This window comes from Phocoenobacter atlanticus subsp. cyclopteri (assembly GCF_018343795.1).
Lineage (GTDB): Bacteria > Pseudomonadota > Gammaproteobacteria > Enterobacterales > Pasteurellaceae > Phocoenobacter > Phocoenobacter atlanticus.
On record NZ_CP074346.1, the window covers coordinates 1,608,413 to 1,625,980 of the forward strand.

The following is a 17,568-nucleotide window of genomic DNA, read 5'->3' on the forward strand; positions in this document are numbered from 1 at the left end:
GACCGCTTATGTGTGATATTTTAGGATTATTTTTTGTTGCGTTTATAAGCAATAACCATAATTAAAATTCCCAAAACAATCATCGGTAGTGACAATGTTTGTCCACGTGTGATAATCCCTAAATCAAGGGTAAGGGACATATCTGGTTCTCTGAAATTTTCAACGATAAAGCGAAAAATCCCATAGCACAGTAAAAATAGCCCTGATACAGCACCAAGTGGACGAGGTTTACGGATAAAGAAATTTAAAATTGTAAATAACACCACGCCTTCGAGTAAAAATTCATAAATTTGCGATGGATGACGTGGTTGATAATCAACGTGTGGGAAAATCATCGCCCAAGGCACATCAGTAGTTCTTCCCCATAATTCACCATTAATAAAGTTACCTAATCGCCCCATTCCTAAACCAAAAGGGATCAGTGGTGCGGCAAAATCAGCGGTTTCCCAAAATGTATTTTTTTGGCGACGAGCTGTCCAAAGCATTGCAATGATTACCCCAATCAAACCACCGTGAAACGACATTCCTCCTTCCCAAATACGGAATAAATAAAGAGGGTCTTGAAGAAGTTTATCAAAGCTATAGAAGAATACATCCCCAATGCGCCCACCTAATATAACGCCAAAAAATCCGTTATAAAGTAATTGATCGACTTGCTCAACTGTCCATAAGCCATCAGATTGTTTAGCTCTGCGAGTACCCAACCAATAGGCAAAAGCAAAACCAATAAGATACATTAAGCCATACCATCGTAACGCAAGAGGACCGATTTGAAAGATAATTGGATCGATATTTGGATAAATTAAATAATTTTCGTACATTTTTGCTCTTTTATTTGAAATTTAGTATTTAAAAAACATATTAATTGCAATGCCAATTAACAATAATGCAAATGCCTTTTTTAATATGCTTACGGGTAATTTTGTCGTTAATCTTGCCCCTAATTTTGAAGTAAAAAATGAAATAGAGACAATACATAGCAAAGCGGGTAAATAAACATAACCTAATGAATAATCAGGTAAATTAGGGGCATTATAGCCGTGAAAAATAAAGCTAAACATTCCTGTTAAGCCGAGCAAACAACCACATAATGCGGAGGTGCCAATCGCTTTTTTGAGAGGAAGCCCTCTATTTTCTAGAAAAGGGACGGTAAAACCACCACCCGCAATGCCACCAATACTTGCTAAAACCCCAATAGTTCCCCCTGCAATTATCATTGATGATTTGGTTAATTCTTTTGTTACCTTTTGGGATTTTTTTATTGATAAAAACATTTTTATCGATAAATAAAGCATTAATATAGCAAAGGCTTTGGTAATAATATGCTTGGGTAAGCCTGTTACTATTGAAGTTGTTAAAAAGCCCATAATCATCAAAGGTGGAATAAAAAATTTTGCCACTGAAAAATCAATATTACCAAATTTATGGTGGTGTTGAGCAGCTGAGAAGGTATTGACTACAATAGTAGAAAAAGAGATACCAAGAGCCATTGACATAATCAATTGATCTGGAATCCCCATTTTAGGCAATAAATAAACTAAAGCAGGAACGATCACCATTCCGCCACCAATACCAAATAACCCTGCTAACATTCCAGATACTGCACCTAGTACTATAAATGCAATAAAGAGTGTTACTGACATCAACGCTTCCTCCACGAATTTCGGTGAGGATTACGTTTTGGATGGTAGTTATTATTGATATTATCTGTTTGCTCAGTATTATTTATCATTAGAATTTGAGCGAATTCTTTCATCGCTTTGCGATATACCTCACGTTTAAAAGAGACGACCTGGCGCACAGGATACCAAAAACTCACCCATTGCCATCCATCAAATTCTGGGTTTTTCATTGTATCTAAACGTATTTTGCTTTCTGGTGCCACCAGTTGTAATAAAAACCAACGCTGTTTTTGCCCAATACAAACAGGACGCGTACCTTCATTACGAATTAAACGTTTAGGTAATTTATATCTTAACCAATATTTGGATGCCCAGAGTAATCGTACTTCATTTTTTGTTAAACCAACTTCTTCATAAAGCTCACGGTACATTGCTGTTTCAATGTTTTCACCTTCTTTTACGCCCCCTTGTGGAAACTGCCAAGAGTTTTGACCAAACCGTTTTGCCCATAGAACTTGTCCATTTTTATTACAAATAACGATACCAACATTTGGGCGGTATCCATCAGAATCGATCAATTTGACCGCCTTATTTTAAAATAATCTTGAATGGTATAGATTGTTTCATACTTTTATTTTTGGAGCAACCGAAACAAAAGAAAAAATTAAAGGGTTTGATTGAATTGAGCTGGGGGGAGTTGAAACGCATAGCTTTAACTATTGAAAATACTAGATCTTTTATAATTCAGTTTTGAGCTGTGTTACCATTTGTGTTACCAAAATCAAAAGTCACCTATAAAAATGCTAGTTTTTATTTGTTTTCATCTCTAGTTTTGGCGGGGTATTTTTATCTTATAACTAAAAACTTAAAATATCAAAATAAAAAATGACTTTACTTCGTTATATTCGTTTAGAAAGCGATACTATACAGTTAGTAATATTCTCTTTTTTTATAATGCTCAAAAACCTCTTTCTAAGCAACTTATTTCATTGATTTGTTTCTTCCAAAAAGTGAGCATAAAAAACCGCTTACATATCTCTATGTAAACGGTCGGTTAATTTTAAATTGTTTAAATTCTAATGATTGATTTCTAAGATCGTTTGTTACATTATTTCAATAAACCTTTCTCAGTTATTTCCTTGTATCCATCATCAACACTATTAGCTAATAAAAAGATTTTAACTACTTCTTTTAATTCATCATCAGTGTATGGATTGTTTACATTCATACTTTCGTGTGTATCACAATGTAAATATATACTACTTAGCAAGCAAGGATCTTTCACAAAGTCATCATCACTAATTGTTACTTTTTCCTTACCGAATGGACTATTATCGTGCATATCCATATAATCATCAACAAACTGTATAGCAGACAACTTGCCAGACACAAATAGCTTTGCCATTTTGTATAGCTCATAATTTTCTTTGTATTCAATCATTGTAAATTACCTGTTTTAAGATAGTTATCCAGTTGCGGTCTTTTATCATTAGTTGGAATATAAGCTGTTATATATGAGTTATCCTTATCAAATGCAACGGCTATCCCTGTCTGTTTATTGTAATATACTTTATTATAAATAATTTCGATTTTTTGATAAGTAAATTTTACTTATCTGATAAGTAATTTTTACTTATCATCGTTTATTATTTGTTCAATTTTAGCGTTCTGATAAGTAAATTTTACTTATGTCAGCCCATTTTTTACTATTTCTGATATGTAAAATTTACACACCTTTATATAACTTATACCATATACTTATTTTAACAATGACACTTTTTATATTTTTATGATAAAAAATAGTCAAAAATAGAGTGATAAAATAATTTGGGTCATTTTAGCCAAAAAAATGGCAAAGAAGAATAAAAAATTAGCGTAATGATTGATTGAACACAAAAACGAATTTAACGGCTTATACAGGGATTTTTTGATTAACCAATACAATAGCAAGGGAAGAGTAGTTTTGTTGTCTTTATGCTCGATTTAGGACGGTTTAAATGGATAATAAAAAGGAATGTAAAGAAATTACACTCCTTTGATTTGATTAATTAGCTTTTTTCCATTTGTCACTGGGTCTTTGACTAGGAATTAAGTCAATCTTACTTCTTAGGCTGTTAATCGGTAAGCAAGTCAGGGCATAAAGATTACATTGATTTTTACCGCCCTGCCTTGTCAACTCTATAAATTCGTATTTAATCAGTTCATTAACGCCTTTCAGCAATGATTTGTTAGATAGATTAAACACTTCTTTTGATTGGGTAAGCGGTGCGGATAAATCACCGTTATTTTTACCGTTGTATTGTCCTAGCAAAATAGTAAATACTTTGACCGCTGTGGGTGAAAGGTTTTTAAATTCTTCACTCCTTGCTAGGTCGTGCCTAAATGGTGTAAAAGTAGCACCATTAACAGAACGGCTAAACTCATCTTGTCGCTTACGCTTAACTGATAATCGTCTATCTTGAGCCGTTTTTCCCATATAACCACCTTTTGCTATTTTTTATCCTCGCATTTAGTTACATAGTCCGCCACATTTTCATAATGATAGATTAAATAACTAAGGGCTTGCTTAAATTCTTTAAATGCTTTGGCTTCATTTTTTGATAATGTTTTCCCTTGTGCTAATTGCTTGTAAATCTCTTTACCTGCTTTCAAGCGTTTAACCAATTCTAAACACTCACCACGCATTTTAATTTTGTGATGATAGTCATCAGGGTAATTCTCTTTACAACGCTTTTTTGCTTGATTGGTTAACTCAAATTGCCTGTTTAGCTGTGCCATTTTAAAGCTAAGAATATTCAAGGGCTTTTTAGTTGCTTGCTTTGTCATTATTCACCCCCTCTCATTGCTTTTTGGGCGTTTTCTAATAAGGTTTGAACAAGCCATAACTGATTATGCGTTATCTCACCTGTAAATTTAAACTCGTGATCGTTTTCTTCGAAATGGTCAAGTAAAAACATAATGGTTGAGTGTGCTTGGTCAATATTTTGTGATAGTAAATCCTGTTGTTTAAGAGTTAAATTAGCCATTTTGTACCGCCTTTCTTTCTGTTGTGATTGCTTTCTCTTCTGCTTTTTTAGTTTGCTCTATGCTTTTCTCTAATAAGCCTTGAACCGTCCATAATAGATTGATTTTTACATCTTCAGGAATATCTAAATCTCCTGTGTCTGTGTAATAAATTGTCATTAATTCTATTACTGACTTAGCTTGCTCAAGTGAGCAATAAATATTTTGAATGTCATTAACTGGGCTTGAATTACGCATAAATTCCTCCTTGTAGCTGGAATACGTTATCTATCATTGATGGTTGGTTTTTAAGGGTGATCGTATTGAGAGGCAAATCTGACCTAATGCCTTTATTATCAATGCCTATAGGGGTGATCGTATTTAGATTTGGGCTTTGTTGGGTTCTATGATTAAATTTTAGTGGCTCAATTTGAGCGACTAAATTTTGTGCTTTGTGTGAATTGATACGCCCACATACTGCCAATAGCTGATAATCTGCCGTTAGTTTAAAACGTGCTTCATCTTCATTTGGTGCTTTAATGCGTACTACTTCAGTATTAAAGGTTGGTTTTGTGCGATTGACACATAGTAATAAATAGATCATTGCTAATAACTCCACGATTAAATTATTTGAAGTTACCGCTTTATTTCTCAGGTTTGGGCGGTAACGTGTAACGGGCTGAGAAACTACAAAACCGTGGAATGTAGCAAAGGGCGAACCTTTCCCATTACACGCTACCATTGAGAGAAAGCTAACCGCTAAATTTAAGCGATTATTTTCTTTTGGTGTGCGTATGCTACGAACAAAAAAAGCACGATGAAAAGGCGTGCTACTGTTCGCCACGGTTAAGTTATTCGAGTTCTCAGGCTCGGTTGTAGATTTTGCTACAACGTTAATAATATAACTTAACTCGCCTTGATTTGTAAATTGATATAAATCAATATTTCTAACGGTTGTTTGATTTCTATCCGCCAACACTGATAAAGCATACGCTAAATATTCCAGTGATAAGCGGTTACTTTTTGATGATAATTTGCTATAATTCATAGCGTTATCAAGGTGCTTAGATAATTTCATTATTAATTCCTTAAGATTGCTTTGATAACAATCCGTAAATGTAAGTAGTCAAAATTAAGTAACACTGTTTAATAGCCCTGTTGTGTATGATAGGGCTTTTTGTTGCCTGTTATTCTCTCTCTACGCTTAATAGAGCCTTTTTTTGCTCGTATTACTTGATACAAACCCTGTTCTACGGCTTCATTTAGTCGCTTTTTAAAATTCGCTCTAAATCCGAAAAAAGGTTATCTCCATCACTTCTAATCCTTTCTAAATCTAAATCTAAATCTAGGTCTAAATCTAAACCTAAAACAAGGCTATCTACGGTAATGTTATGGTGTTTTAAATGCTCTTTCCTTAATTCGTTCAACCTTGCCGTAATCTTGCCGTTTTCAAGTAAATCAAATGCCTTACGGTGTACTGTGTCATCTTTCATATTTTCAGCGTTATAGCTTTGTCGATATGCCTCGCTTGCGTTACCTAATTCAATATATTTTTTACAAAATAATTCTTGCTTCAGTGTGAGCTCAGTCATTTCTTACGCTCCTATAAATCTATTATTTAGCATTGCTTTTAATTTTGCTTTGCGTACATCAAACGGTTGATTATCATCGAGTAGAAAGCCGTTAGCATTCTCTAAATATTCAACCTTAGATAACTGCTCAGCGTTAAAATGGCTTCTTAGGTCTTTATCGTCAGTGATATTATTAGCCTGCTTCCATTTAACTAGTGGCATATCTAACACAAGGCGGTTGATTAAGTTAGCTTCATTTGAATAATGGCAAGGGTTGGTTATTTTTCCTTGTCTTTGGCGGTGCTTATAAAGAGCGTCACACATTCTTTGATAAGCTGTTTTAGTTGCTTGTCTTTCAATAAGCCACTGCTTGCGTAATTCTTCCGCCACACTTGGGGCGATTTGTGATAATGCTTCTTCACATTGAATAAAATACTGTCTAGCAAGTTTTCCCTGTTTATTACGCTCTACCATTGATAATTCTTTCGCCATTGATAACGTGATTTTGTATTCGATTTTATTATGTCCGCCACGTCCTGTTTGCTTGACAAATTTATCAAGCAAAAAATAATCAGCATTCTTTTTAAATCCATACAATTTGATATTGTTTTTTATCCAGTTAGCAAATTCTTGTTTACTTTCTAAAAATGAATGTAAATCCCTAGCATTAACATATTGAACTGCCACACCTTGATGATAGTCTTTAATCACTGGGATAAATGCCTGTAATGGATTAGTTAAATCAGTTGTATTAGTTAAACAATTCATCATTTGCCCCCTGTTCCTTTGGTTCATCTTTAAATCTTGATAATGCGTACTGTTCTTCAATCTCTGTGAGTTCGCCACCTTTAGATTTGTAAATCTCAATAACCTTTTTCATTGTTTTTAAATCAGGAATGCTGTAAACGTTATAAGCAATACATTCTTCACAATTTGGGTTCTTGGTTTTAGTTCGCTTGATTTCCATTCCTAGCGGTAGCATTTTCTCTAAGTCATAGATTTTGTTGCGTGGGCTAATTTGCCATAACATTTGGCTATCAAGACTTGAAAAGCTACCTGTGATTAATAATTTAGTTACCTTTAAAAATTGTTCAGGTTTTCTAAATTTCTTTTTTGGTTGGTCTAAGTAAGTAACACTATTTGTCATAATTGCCACCTTATTAACCTTGTTGCTCTGCAATAAAGCGATTGATTTCACTTGCTTTAAATCGTGTATTTACACCTAATTTAATGCGTGTTAGCTTGCCTTTTTTTACTAGTTCATCAATGTAAGAACGTGAACCAAAACCTAACGCTTGAAGTTCTTTGATTGAGTAAAGTTTTTCAACTTCGTTTTGATTTGTCATAAGGTTTCCCCCTTGTTTAATTAAATAAATGAATTAAATAACCACGCTTGGCGGTGAGTTCGCCTGTGGTGTTGGGGTAATTTAAAGGGATTGATAGCGGGGTTCGAGATAATAAAAATAAATATTTATTCTTAATAAAATCCAATAGATGATTTATCTTAATAAAAATTAGTTGTTGAAAAATACTTATAAAAAAACACCAACTAAATTTATCAGTAAATTCTGTTGGTGCTTATTCTTATTTATTGTTTATATTTTTATCTATTGCCTATTATATATAAATGAGCATTCTGTAAAAATTCAATTGCTTTAGGTTTTATTGTTTGCCTAAAATTATCGATATAATATTCGCTATTAGGAAATAATAAATCTGTCATTTGTTGATCTGTTAGTTTTATATTTGTAACTGTTTGCCACAAAATCAAATCAATACAAGGAATAATATTATATTGTAAAATAGCCTTGACCTTACTATTCGATAGTTTATGTCTTTTATCACCTTGCTTGCTTCTTATTTCTAAAAGGTGCTTTTTAATATTTTCAATAATAACTTCATCAGAATAAGCTAGATCAATTTTCCAATAACTACCATACGCAATAACGTCATTACATTCGTTTATCTCTTTATTTAAAATATTATCATCGTCATAATATCCCAATGGTTGAGTATCTCCATTATCCATTTGCTCTTTGATTTTATTTAAAATAGCTCTTTTACCACCAGGCTCATTAAAATCATATGTGCCTATGTATATATCGCATAGTTCTTTAAAATCTAAACTCTTTACTACAAAATCCTTATCTATGAATTTAGGCTCTATTGAATAACAAGGATGCTGAACTATTGGAGCTACTTCTAAAAATGGTAAAATTGTTTCAGAATTATAAAATTGAGTAGTATCTTCTGTATCAATTGGTTCATTTTCATCAACTTGTCTATTTTTATGAGCTAATTCATTTCTATAAGCGATACTTTTATGATTTAAAAGAAAATCTATAAAAGAACTCTCTGCATTTTTTAATCCATCATAATTACCTAAATCGAACCACTCAGGACAAAAATCAGGCTTTTTATAACATCCCATTAAACGCTCCCTAGCGTATCCCCTAAAGTAAGAGAATGGCAAAGTAATAGGGTTTTACTCTTTCGGCTTGGGTAATTAATCCACGCCTAGCCACTCAAATTTATTTACCTAAATCAGGTAAAAAATACCGAAATCAGGTATAAAAATTACCTAAATCAGGTATTAACCATTAACAATTTTTAAATATCTTTCCTGTTCTGATTTTTGATACTCCGCCACTAATTGCGTGAACATTTTAGCGTGCTTAGTTTCGTGATAGTCATCAAAACAAGCGTAGTATTTGGCTCTATCTGTGAATTTAATATCAATAGGCAAGTAACCATTCTTTAATAACTCAAAATTCAATAATAACCGCCCTGTACGTCCGTTTCCGTCAATAAATGGGTGTATGCTTTCAAAAGCTAAATGAAACTCGCTAATTGCTTCTAAGGGGTGTTTTAGCTTTAATTCTTGGCGGTAGTGTTGAATAAGATTAGTTATTTGCTCTGTAATAAAATGCGGTTCGGTTGGCTCGTGATGGCTTCCCATAATTCGCACTTGTATTTGTCGATACTTACCTTTATTTTGACTATCGTTCATCAAAACTAAGCTATGAATATCTTTGATAACTCGCTCACTTAATGACTCATTATCCGCCACCACGTCAAATAAATAATTAAATGCGTCTTTATAGCCTATTATGTCTAAGTGATGTTTAAGCGGCTTTTCTGCGATTGTAACGCCCTCATTTAAAATCAAGGCTGTTTCTCTTAGGGTTAAGGTATTACCCTCTATTGCGTTTGAGTTGTAGCTATTTTCAATAATAAACTCATCTCGCAAGCGTTTTAGTTCAGCCTGTGAGAGTGGTCTTAATTCTTGAATTTCAGTTTTTAAGCGGTTTATTTCATTGAGTAGTTTCATAATAGTAAGATATTTAAAGTCACTGTATATATTATCAGTTATTTTTAATTATCCTGCAAGCGTAAAAATGAATGTAAAAGAATGAGAAAGAACGGAGCGTTATCTTTTATTCTGTGATAGTGGTGGGTAAAAGGCTTTCTTATACGCATCGAATAATTGTTTGTTTTTAGAACAAAACGCAAAATTGCGTTCTGTATATTAAGATGGTGTATTCAATTTGAGAATACCCCTTGATATTATCAACCGATCCAAATTTGGCTTGGTTACTCAATGCTAATTTTCAACTAAGGTCATAATAACCGTATTTCAAAAGGCAAGGTCATTATTTTTACCATTTTTTATCACCCAAAATCACACAAAAAAAGCCCTTTTTTCACCATTTTTTATCACTCTAAAAAAATATACAACTTTACAACTTTTCTACCACCCTAAAAAAACCTTATAAATCAACGCTTAGGTTGTATAATTGTAAAATTGTTTAACTTTTTAAAAAAATTATTTTTACGGAGTAATAAAAAATATATATAAAAAAACCGTTAGCGAAAACTAACGGCTTGATATTACTCATTAACTATTTTTAGATGATATTGCGGTATTCTATTCTGTGAACATTCATCAACAAAATCTGCCCAATCCTGCAACATTTTTCTACGTTGTGATATGTATTCGGCTCTATTATATGCCATTCGTACTTTATCACTATTTATATGGCTCAGGGCAACCTCTATCAAATCAGGCGGATACCCTTTTTCATTTAGATATGTGCTAGCAATAGAGCGTAAACCGTGTGCCACTAGTTTACCATTAAAACCCATTCTCTTAATCGCACTATTTGCCGTTTGAGTATTACAATGTGTTATCGGATTAGAATAATGTGGGAATAAATAAACGCCGTGACTAGTTTTTTTAATTTCCTGCAGCAATGCCATTACTTGGCGTGATAGAGTAACCTTGTGGATACGCCCTTGATTATTTTCTTTAATCCCTTTTTTAATATATAAGGTCCATATCTTATTTTTTTCATCTATGTCTTCAAATTTAGCTGTGGCACTTTCATTAGGTCGTGTCATTGTGAGTAATTGCCATAAGATCAAATTGCGTGTTGATATGTGTATCTGTGCCTTATTCAACGCATTCATAAATTCAGGTAAATCATCAGGCGTAATTGTTTTAAAATGCTTCACTACTGGACTGTCAAACTCTTTTGAAAGATTGGCGGTAGGATTATGGGGTATTATTTCCCTGTGTAGAGCATATGTCATTATCTCGTTTAGTTTTTGAATACAACGCTTTAATGTTTCAAGCGTTCCTTTATCCTGTAACGGTTTAAATGTTTTAATGGCAAGCGGTGCGGTTATTTCAGTAATAGGCAAATCGGCAAAGTGTGGGAACAAGTGCTTTTCAATCATTCGCCATACGTCCTTTGCTGTGTTGTCGCTAAAATTAGCCCTTGTCTTTCTATGCTCAAACCAATCAAACGCCACCTTTTTAAATGTATTTGTTACTTTATTAAGTTGTTCATCTTGTAACTTTTGGCGATGTGCCTGTGGATCTATGTTTTGTGATAGTAACGCCTTATATTCGTCTCTCTGTTTTCTTGCCTGTGCCAGCGTAATGGCTGGATAGTTTCCTATTTTGAGATTAGTTCTTTTCTTTGTAATAGGTTGACAATAATTAAATAGCCACACCTTGCTATTATTTGTTTTTATTCTTAATTGAAGTCCGCCACCGTCTGATAAATTATATTCTTTATCTTTTGGCTTTGCTTTTTCTATCTCGGTATTAGTAAGTGATTTTACTACCTTAGCCATAATAACCCCTTTTTTGGTAACACAGTTTTCTGATTTTTAGTAACACAGTGTAAATTTTGGTAACACAACACCCAATAAAGAAAAATAGCTATAAGCCTTGTATTATCAAGAGTTGTAAAAATCTATGTAACACATTTTATTGAACAATATTACTTTCAAGTAAAACGCTATAAGCATTGATATATAAGGCTTTAAAGTGATTTTTGTAACACAGTATTTTAAGATTATAACACCGTGTTACCATTTGTGTTACTAAAAATTGTGGTTACGTGTACGAATGGAAACGCACGAGAGAGCATAAATGAGGCTTTAAGCATTGATAAATAAGGGTTTAAAACGAATGTGCGTTGATGTGAAATTATTGATTTGGTGGAGCTGGGGGGAGTTGAACCCCCGTCCGAAATTTCTCTACCGTCAGTACTACATGTTTAGTCTAATCTTTAATTTAACTTACTCACTGCGGATAGACACGCGATAAGTAAGCGAACTTGGTTTAATTTAATGCTTCGATCCTCAAGTTGCGGCTTCCACACGATCTTGTTTGGTTTTGACTCCTCTTGATCCCCGTCTTACAAGCTAAAGCTAGGGAGAGAAGGCTCTAAGCAGGTTATTAAGCTGCTAGTGCGTAGTTTTCGTCGTTTGCGACTATTTTTTTGCGGTTTATTTACGAGGCCTACCGCACCTCGACATGCACTTTGGGCTTCGCTAATCCCGTCGAATCCTGAATCAGCCCCATTCTTAAAAAATCTTAAGAAAAACAATTCTATCAGAAGCGGTAAGATCTGTAAACTTTTTTGCAATTTTGTTTTCTATGTTAATATAGCTACTTGATTGCAAATTAAGGAAATAGAATGAGTGATACCCAAGAAACTAAATTACTTGAAGCAAAAGAAAAACATTTACCTGCAAAACGTGATGATTTTGCAAACAGTATGTTAATTCCTCAAGGTAATTTGGATAGTTATATTCGTATGGCTAATCAATATCCTGTTTTAACCGCTGAAGAAGAAAAAGAGCTAGCAGAACGCTTATACTATGATGAAGATATTGAAGCAGCAAAACAATTAATCCTTTCTCATCTTCGCTTTGTGGTACATATTGCTCGTGGTTATATGGGCTATGGTTTACCACTGGCGGATTTAATTCAAGAGGGCAATATTGGATTGATGAAGGCAGTAAAACGTTTTAATCCTGAAGTAGGCGTTCGTTTAGTTTCTTTTGCCGTACATTGGGTAAAAGCAGAAATTCACGAATATGTACTGAAAAATTGGCGAATTGTAAAAGTTGCCACCACCAAAGCACAACGTAAATTATTCTTTAATTTACGTAAAAATAAACACCGTTTAGCGTGGTTTAATGAAGAAGAAGTTAAGCACGTTGCTAATGAGTTAGGAGTACAGCCTTCTGATGTGAAAGAAATGGAATCTCGTATGACGGGTCAAGATATGGGATTTGATTTACCTACCAATGAAGATAGTGATGAGGCTTATGTTCCTTCTATGTATTTGGAGGATGATAACTCTAATTTTGCTGATGATATTGAAGATGAGCAATATAGCGGACAAGCAACAGCCAAACTTGCCTATGCGTTAGCGACTTTAGATGAGAGAAGTCAAGAAATCATTAAAACTCGTTGGTTAGACGACAATAAAGCAACATTACAAGATTTAGCGGATAAATACAGTATTTCTGCGGAAAGAGTACGTCAGCTAGAAGCGGCAGCACTGAAAAAAATTAAACAAGCTATTACATTAGAGTAGTGTTGAAGCGGTAATATATTATTCAAAATTTGCAAATTTTGATCAAAATGTTACCGCTTGGTTTATTTTTATACACAATAAAAATGGGAACTCATTCCACAATAACTCATCCAAGCAAAACCAATCTTAAACGATTAAGGAGCACCAATGAAATTGCAAAAATATCTTATTATCTTACCGCTTATAATTGCTAGTTTTAGTGCTTTAGCACAAGAAAAAAAGAGTAATGATGAGTACAACTCTACGTTCCAGTTTTCTACTGAAGTGCGTCGTACGGTGGATAAAGATTTAATGTCTGCTTCTGTGTACAGTCGTAAAACAGGAAAATCTTTAGTTGAATTAAGAGCCTTTGTTTCTAAAAATTTAAATGAAGTACTGGAACTGGCAAAGAAATACCCAACCATTGAAGTGGAAGCAACAGGTATCCAAAACTATCCTCATTACAAAAAAGAAAAAGTAAAAGGATGGGAAGCACAAGGAGATATTCGATTTAAAAGTAAAGATTTTGAGGCAATGGAAAAATTACTTAATGGGCTAGGTGATGAAATTGCATTAAACTCTATCGATTTTAGTGTTTCTCCTGAAAAGCGTGCAGTGTTAGAAGATGAAATGACGGCGGAGATGATCAAAAAATTACAGCATAAAGCAGAAATCATTAAAAAAGGATTAAATGCGGAAAGTTATCTTTTAGTTAATATTCAATTAGATAGCATTAATAATACGCCTAGACTTTATCGTGGTCAAATGGCACAAATGACTTATACTTCAAAATCAAGTTTTCAAGATGAAGATAGCTTACCACTAGAAGCGGGTAAAGAAACCATTATTAGTCACGCCTCTGGAACAGTAAAGTTTAAATAGTTGCGTATCAGATAAATTAAAAACAGCAAATGGTATAAATAAACCGATTTGCTGTTTGTAAATTTTGATAAGAAAGTAACCGCTTACTTGTTATAGATTAGAAGCCTTAATCAAACGTTGAGTATAAGGGTGTTGAGGATTATGGAAAATTTGTTGTGTATCACCACTTTCCACCACTTCACCTTGTTGCATTACCATTACGTGATTACTTAATGCTTTAACCACAGACAAATCGTGACTAATAAACAAATAACTTAAGCCATATTTCTTCTGTAAACTGTTTAATAATTCAATCACCGTTAATTGCGTTGAGCGGTCAAGCGCAGAGGTGGGTTCATCAAGTAAGACAAACTTTGGTTCTAAAATCATTGCTCGAGCAATAGCAATACGCTGACGTTGTCCTCCTGAAAATTCGTGAGGGTAACGGTTAATCATAGAAGGCGCTAAGTTAACCTCTTCTAACATTTTCATTACTCGTTCACGGCGTTCTTGTTTGCTCATTTTAGGAAAATGAACTAATAATCCTTCCCCAATGATTTCTCCTACAGTTAAACGAGGAGAAAGAGAATTAAATGGGTCTTGGAAGACCATTTGCATATCTTTTTTCAGCGCTTGACGATCTTCTTTAGAAAGTAAAGGTATATCACGATCATCAAAATAAATGTCACCTTGATAATCTAAAATTTGCATTACCGCACGCCCAAGTGTGGATTTCCCAGAACCTGATTCGCCCACAATACCCAGTGTTTCACCTTTTTTAAGATTCAAAGAAATATTTTTAACCGCATTAAATACTTTCTTCGGTTTACCAAACCAAGAGCGTTGTACGATGTAATCGACATCTACATTTTTAAGCACGATCAGCTCTTTCGCATTTTCGTCTGGAGCAGGTTTTAAGGTGTCAGGAATTGGATTAAGCAACTCTTGAGTGTAGGAATGTTGAGGATTATTAAAAACGTCATCGGTATCTCCTTGCTCAATAATTTTTCCATTTTGCATCACACAGACATTGTCGCTGTAATTATGCACAAGGCGTAGGTCGTGTGAAATTAAGATGATTGCCATCCCCATCTCTTTTTGAAGATCCATTATTAAATCAAGAATTTCAGCTTGAGTTGTAACATCAAGAGCAGTAGTAGGTTCATCAGCAATCAATAAATCTGGTTTATTGATAATTGCCATTGCAATCATAATTCTTTGTAGTTGACCACCAGAGAATTCGTGTGGATAGCAATCCATTTTTTTCTCTGCATCTGGAATTTTTACAATATTTAAGGTGTCTAGTGTTAATTGTTTTGCTTCTTTTTTAGAAAGTTGAGGTTGGTGGGTCATCACAGATTCCACGATCTGAGAACCAATTCGCATAAACGGATTCAATGACGTCATTGGTTCTTGGAAAATCATTCCAATACGCCCACCACGTAAATCACGCATTGCTTTTTCTGAAAGGGTTAAAATTGATTTATCTTCAAAAATAATTTCAGCGTTATCACCATAAGAGACGATATTTTCAGGTAACAGTTGCATAATAGACATAGAGGTAACAGATTTTCCTGAACCTGATTCTCCAACAATACCTAGTGTTTGTCCTTTTTCTACCTCAAAAGAGATACCTTGCACAGCGTGTACTAATGCATCATCAGTTTTAAGGAAAACATTTAAATCTTTTACTTTAAGTAATTTCATTTTTATATCCTGTTATTTTTTATTTGTGTTTGCATCAATAGGTTATAATTACTTATCTTTTGGATCTAACGCATCACGTAATCCATCACCGATAAAGTTGAAACAAAATAGTGTTAAGCATAGAAACAGTGCTGGGAAAATCAATAACCAAGGCGATGTTTCCATTTGTGCTGCACCATCACTTAATAATGCTCCCCAACTACTCATCGGCTCTTGTGTACCTAATCCTAAGAAACTTAAAAATGATTCAAATAGAATTAAATTTGGTACTTCTAAAGAGGCATAAACTGCAACAATACCCAATACATTAGGGATAATATGTTTAGAAACAATTTTAGTATTACTTACACCTGTTACTTTTGCTGCTTCAATAAATTCTTTATTTTTCAAACTCAAGGTTTGTCCTCGTACGATACGAGCTAGACTTAACCATGCTATTGCTCCAATAGCAATAAAGATTAACAGAATATTTTGTCCAAAGAAAGTAACAAGTAAAATAATAAAGAACATAAAAGGAAATGAACTAAGGATTTCAATCAAACGCATCATAATTGAATCTGTTCTTCCCCCCACATAACCTGAAATTGCACCATAAATTGTACCAATTAATACCGAAATAATCGCACCTAAAATACCAACCATAAGCGAAATTCTGCCACCAATAGCAATACGAACCAATAAATCTCGCCCTGATGAATCTGTGCCCAAATAGTGTCCAGATTCAAAATCAGGTGCAACCCCCATCATATTCCAATCGGTATCTTCATAGCTAAACGGCATTAACATTGGGACAAAAATAATAAATAGTACAATTAAACACAACAGAATTAAGCTAGTTACAGCTGCTTTATTTCTAAAAAAGCGACGATTCGCATCTTGCCATAAACTACGCCCAACAATAGCATTATTTTCTATTTTTTCTGTGACATTTTCTGCTAATTGGGTTATAAATTCTTCATTCTTTTTATCATTCACTAACATTTTATTTTCCTTATGAATAACGAATTTTAGGGTCAATAATGGCATAGAAAATATCTACTAAGGCATTAAAGATAATAGTTAATGAACCCACCAAAATTGTTAAACTTAATACTAATGAGTAATCACGATTTAATGCACCATTTACAAAAAGTTGTCCGATACCAGGTAAACCAAATACACTTTCTATGACCATTGAACCTGTAATAATCCCCACAAAAGCAGGACCTAAATAAGTGATAACAGGTAAAAGAGCTGGTTTTAAAGCGTGTGTAAAAATAATTTTTCTAAGGGATAGTCCTTTGGCTTTTGCAGTACGAATATAATTAGAATGTAATACTTCTATCATTGAACCACGTGTGATACGTGCAATTCCAGCCAGATAGCCGATTGTCAGAGATAACACGGGTAACACCATATAGTAAATTTCGCCCCCATTCCAACCACCAGCAGGCAACCACTTCATATAAATGGCGAAAAATAATACAAGCAATGGGGCAAATACAAAACTTGGCATTATTACCCCAGTCATTGCAAAACCCATTACAATATAATCCCATTTACTATTTTGCTTTAATGCAGCAATAACACCAGCGGTTATACCTAATAAAACAGCAAAAATAAAGGCAATTGATCCTAGTTTAAGTGAAACAGGAAAAGCAGAAGCTAATAAGTCATTTACACTTTGATCTTTATATTTAAAAGAAGGACCAAAATCGCCGTGAACCAGATTTTCTAAATATAAACCATACTGTTTATAAAGTGGTTCGTTCAAATGATATTTCGCTTCTATATTTGCCATTACTTCAGGTGGATATGCTTTTTCTGATGAAAAAGGATTTCCCGGTGCAAGACGCATTAAAAAAAATGAAAACGTAATTAAAATAAATAATGTTGGAATAGCTTCCAAAATCCGTTTTAAAATAAATTTTAACATAAGTAATA

General features: G+C 33.7%; 20 protein-coding genes, 1 other RNA gene and 1 pseudogene. 2 read left to right on the forward strand and 20 right to left on the reverse strand.

Annotated elements, in window-relative coordinates; translation table 11 throughout:
- Nucleotides 1-26: 26 nt before the first annotated feature.
- The 17 genes and pseudogenes from lgt to ssrA all read right to left on the reverse strand — a co-directional run bounded on the left by lgt (nt 27) and on the right by ssrA (nt 12,072).
- On the reverse strand, nt 27-821 hold the full coding sequence (gene lgt, locus KGI96_RS07730; protein WP_211597539.1) for a prolipoprotein diacylglyceryl transferase: 795 nt from the start codon (nt 819-821) through the stop codon (nt 27-29).
- 21 nt (nt 822-842) lie between these two features.
- Entirely contained in the window at nt 843-1,643 is an 801-nt protein-coding gene (locus tag KGI96_RS07735) for a sulfite exporter TauE/SafE family protein (protein WP_211597538.1), read from the reverse strand.
- 56 nt (nt 1,644-1,699) lie between these two features.
- Nucleotides 1,700-2,200 (reverse strand): annotated as a pseudogene (rppH, locus tag KGI96_RS07740) (RNA pyrophosphohydrolase); the annotation flags it as partial.
- Nucleotides 2,201-2,730: 530 nt separating this feature from the next.
- Entirely contained in the window at nt 2,731-3,027 is a 297-nt protein-coding gene (locus KGI96_RS07745) for a colicin immunity domain-containing protein (RefSeq protein WP_213156415.1), read from the reverse strand.
- Between the two features lie 639 nt (nt 3,028-3,666).
- A complete protein-coding gene (locus KGI96_RS07750) occupies nt 3,667-4,098 on the reverse strand; it encodes an ArsR family transcriptional regulator (RefSeq protein WP_211599454.1) in 432 nt (143 codons plus the stop codon).
- A 14-nt stretch (nt 4,099-4,112) separates the two neighbouring features.
- A complete protein-coding gene (locus KGI96_RS07755) occupies nt 4,113-4,448 on the reverse strand; it encodes a hypothetical protein (RefSeq protein ID WP_211599453.1) in 336 nt (111 codons plus the stop codon).
- Nucleotides 4,448-4,648 carry a hypothetical protein gene (locus KGI96_RS07760; RefSeq protein ID WP_211599452.1) on the reverse strand — a complete coding sequence of 67 codons (201 nt, stop codon included), beginning with the start codon at nt 4,646-4,648 and terminating at the stop codon, nt 4,448-4,450. The genes KGI96_RS07755 and KGI96_RS07760 overlap by 1 nt, the downstream gene beginning before the upstream one ends.
- On the reverse strand, nt 4,641-4,883 hold the full coding sequence (locus tag KGI96_RS07765; RefSeq protein WP_211599451.1) for a hypothetical protein: 243 nt from the start codon (nt 4,881-4,883) through the stop codon (nt 4,641-4,643). Before KGI96_RS07765 ends, KGI96_RS07760 begins: the two co-directional genes overlap by 8 nt.
- Entirely contained in the window at nt 4,876-5,703 is an 828-nt protein-coding gene (locus KGI96_RS07770) for a host cell division inhibitor Icd-like protein (protein ID WP_229577146.1), read from the reverse strand. The genes KGI96_RS07765 and KGI96_RS07770 overlap by 8 nt, the downstream gene beginning before the upstream one ends.
- Nucleotides 5,704-5,887: 184 nt before the next feature.
- Nucleotides 5,888-6,217 (reverse strand): terminase small subunit, encoded by a 330-nt coding sequence (locus KGI96_RS07775; RefSeq protein WP_211599450.1) that lies wholly within the window; start codon nt 6,215-6,217, stop codon nt 5,888-5,890.
- A 3-nt stretch (nt 6,218-6,220) separates the two neighbouring features.
- Nucleotides 6,221-6,967 carry an antA/AntB antirepressor family protein gene (locus tag KGI96_RS07780; RefSeq protein ID WP_213156417.1) on the reverse strand — a complete coding sequence of 249 codons (747 nt, stop codon included), beginning with the start codon at nt 6,965-6,967 and terminating at the stop codon, nt 6,221-6,223.
- Complete coding sequence (locus KGI96_RS07785) at nt 6,948-7,343, reverse strand: hypothetical protein (protein ID WP_211597020.1); 396 nt, start codon at nt 7,341-7,343, stop codon at nt 6,948-6,950. The genes KGI96_RS07780 and KGI96_RS07785 overlap by 20 nt, the downstream gene beginning before the upstream one ends.
- Nucleotides 7,344-7,356: 13 nt before the next feature.
- On the reverse strand, nt 7,357-7,542 hold the full coding sequence (locus tag KGI96_RS07790) for a helix-turn-helix transcriptional regulator (protein ID WP_211597019.1): 186 nt from the start codon (nt 7,540-7,542) through the stop codon (nt 7,357-7,359).
- Between the two features lie 257 nt (nt 7,543-7,799).
- Complete coding sequence (locus KGI96_RS07795; RefSeq protein WP_213156419.1) at nt 7,800-8,627, reverse strand: DUF6387 family protein; 828 nt, start codon at nt 8,625-8,627, stop codon at nt 7,800-7,802.
- 162 nt (nt 8,628-8,789) lie between these two features.
- Nucleotides 8,790-9,527 (reverse strand): Fic family protein, encoded by a 738-nt coding sequence (locus KGI96_RS07800; RefSeq protein ID WP_211597017.1) that lies wholly within the window; start codon nt 9,525-9,527, stop codon nt 8,790-8,792.
- A 560-nt stretch (nt 9,528-10,087) separates the two neighbouring features.
- On the reverse strand, nt 10,088-11,338 hold the full coding sequence (locus KGI96_RS07805) for an integrase arm-type DNA-binding domain-containing protein (protein ID WP_211597016.1): 1,251 nt from the start codon (nt 11,336-11,338) through the stop codon (nt 10,088-10,090).
- A gap of 367 nt (nt 11,339-11,705) precedes the next feature.
- Nucleotides 11,706-12,072: a transfer-messenger RNA gene (gene ssrA / locus KGI96_RS07810) on the reverse strand.
- Between the two features lie 117 nt (nt 12,073-12,189).
- Between ssrA and rpoH the strand changes: the two genes are divergently transcribed.
- Both rpoH and KGI96_RS07820 read left to right on the forward strand, forming a co-directional pair.
- Nucleotides 12,190-13,098 (forward strand): RNA polymerase sigma factor RpoH, encoded by a 909-nt coding sequence (rpoH, locus tag KGI96_RS07815; RefSeq protein ID WP_211597015.1) that lies wholly within the window; start codon nt 12,190-12,192, stop codon nt 13,096-13,098.
- A gap of 147 nt (nt 13,099-13,245) precedes the next feature.
- Complete coding sequence (locus KGI96_RS07820; RefSeq protein ID WP_211597014.1) at nt 13,246-13,959, forward strand: SIMPL domain-containing protein; 714 nt, start codon at nt 13,246-13,248, stop codon at nt 13,957-13,959.
- A gap of 90 nt (nt 13,960-14,049) precedes the next feature.
- Here the strand turns inward: KGI96_RS07820 and KGI96_RS07825 are convergent, their stop codons facing one another.
- Genes KGI96_RS07825 through oppB form a run of 3 tightly spaced genes read right to left on the reverse strand, consistent with a single transcriptional unit; the run spans nt 14,050 to nt 17,560 of the window.
- A complete protein-coding gene (locus tag KGI96_RS07825; protein WP_213156420.1) occupies nt 14,050-15,645 on the reverse strand; it encodes an ABC transporter ATP-binding protein in 1,596 nt (531 codons plus the stop codon).
- Nucleotides 15,646-15,693: 48 nt separating this feature from the next.
- Nucleotides 15,694-16,626 (reverse strand): oligopeptide ABC transporter permease OppC, encoded by a 933-nt coding sequence (gene oppC, locus KGI96_RS07830; protein ID WP_211597012.1) that lies wholly within the window; start codon nt 16,624-16,626, stop codon nt 15,694-15,696.
- 10 nt (nt 16,627-16,636) lie between these two features.
- Nucleotides 16,637-17,560 (reverse strand): oligopeptide ABC transporter permease OppB, encoded by a 924-nt coding sequence (gene oppB, locus KGI96_RS07835; protein WP_211597011.1) that lies wholly within the window; start codon nt 17,558-17,560, stop codon nt 16,637-16,639.
- Nucleotides 17,561-17,568: the final 8 nt, after the last annotated feature.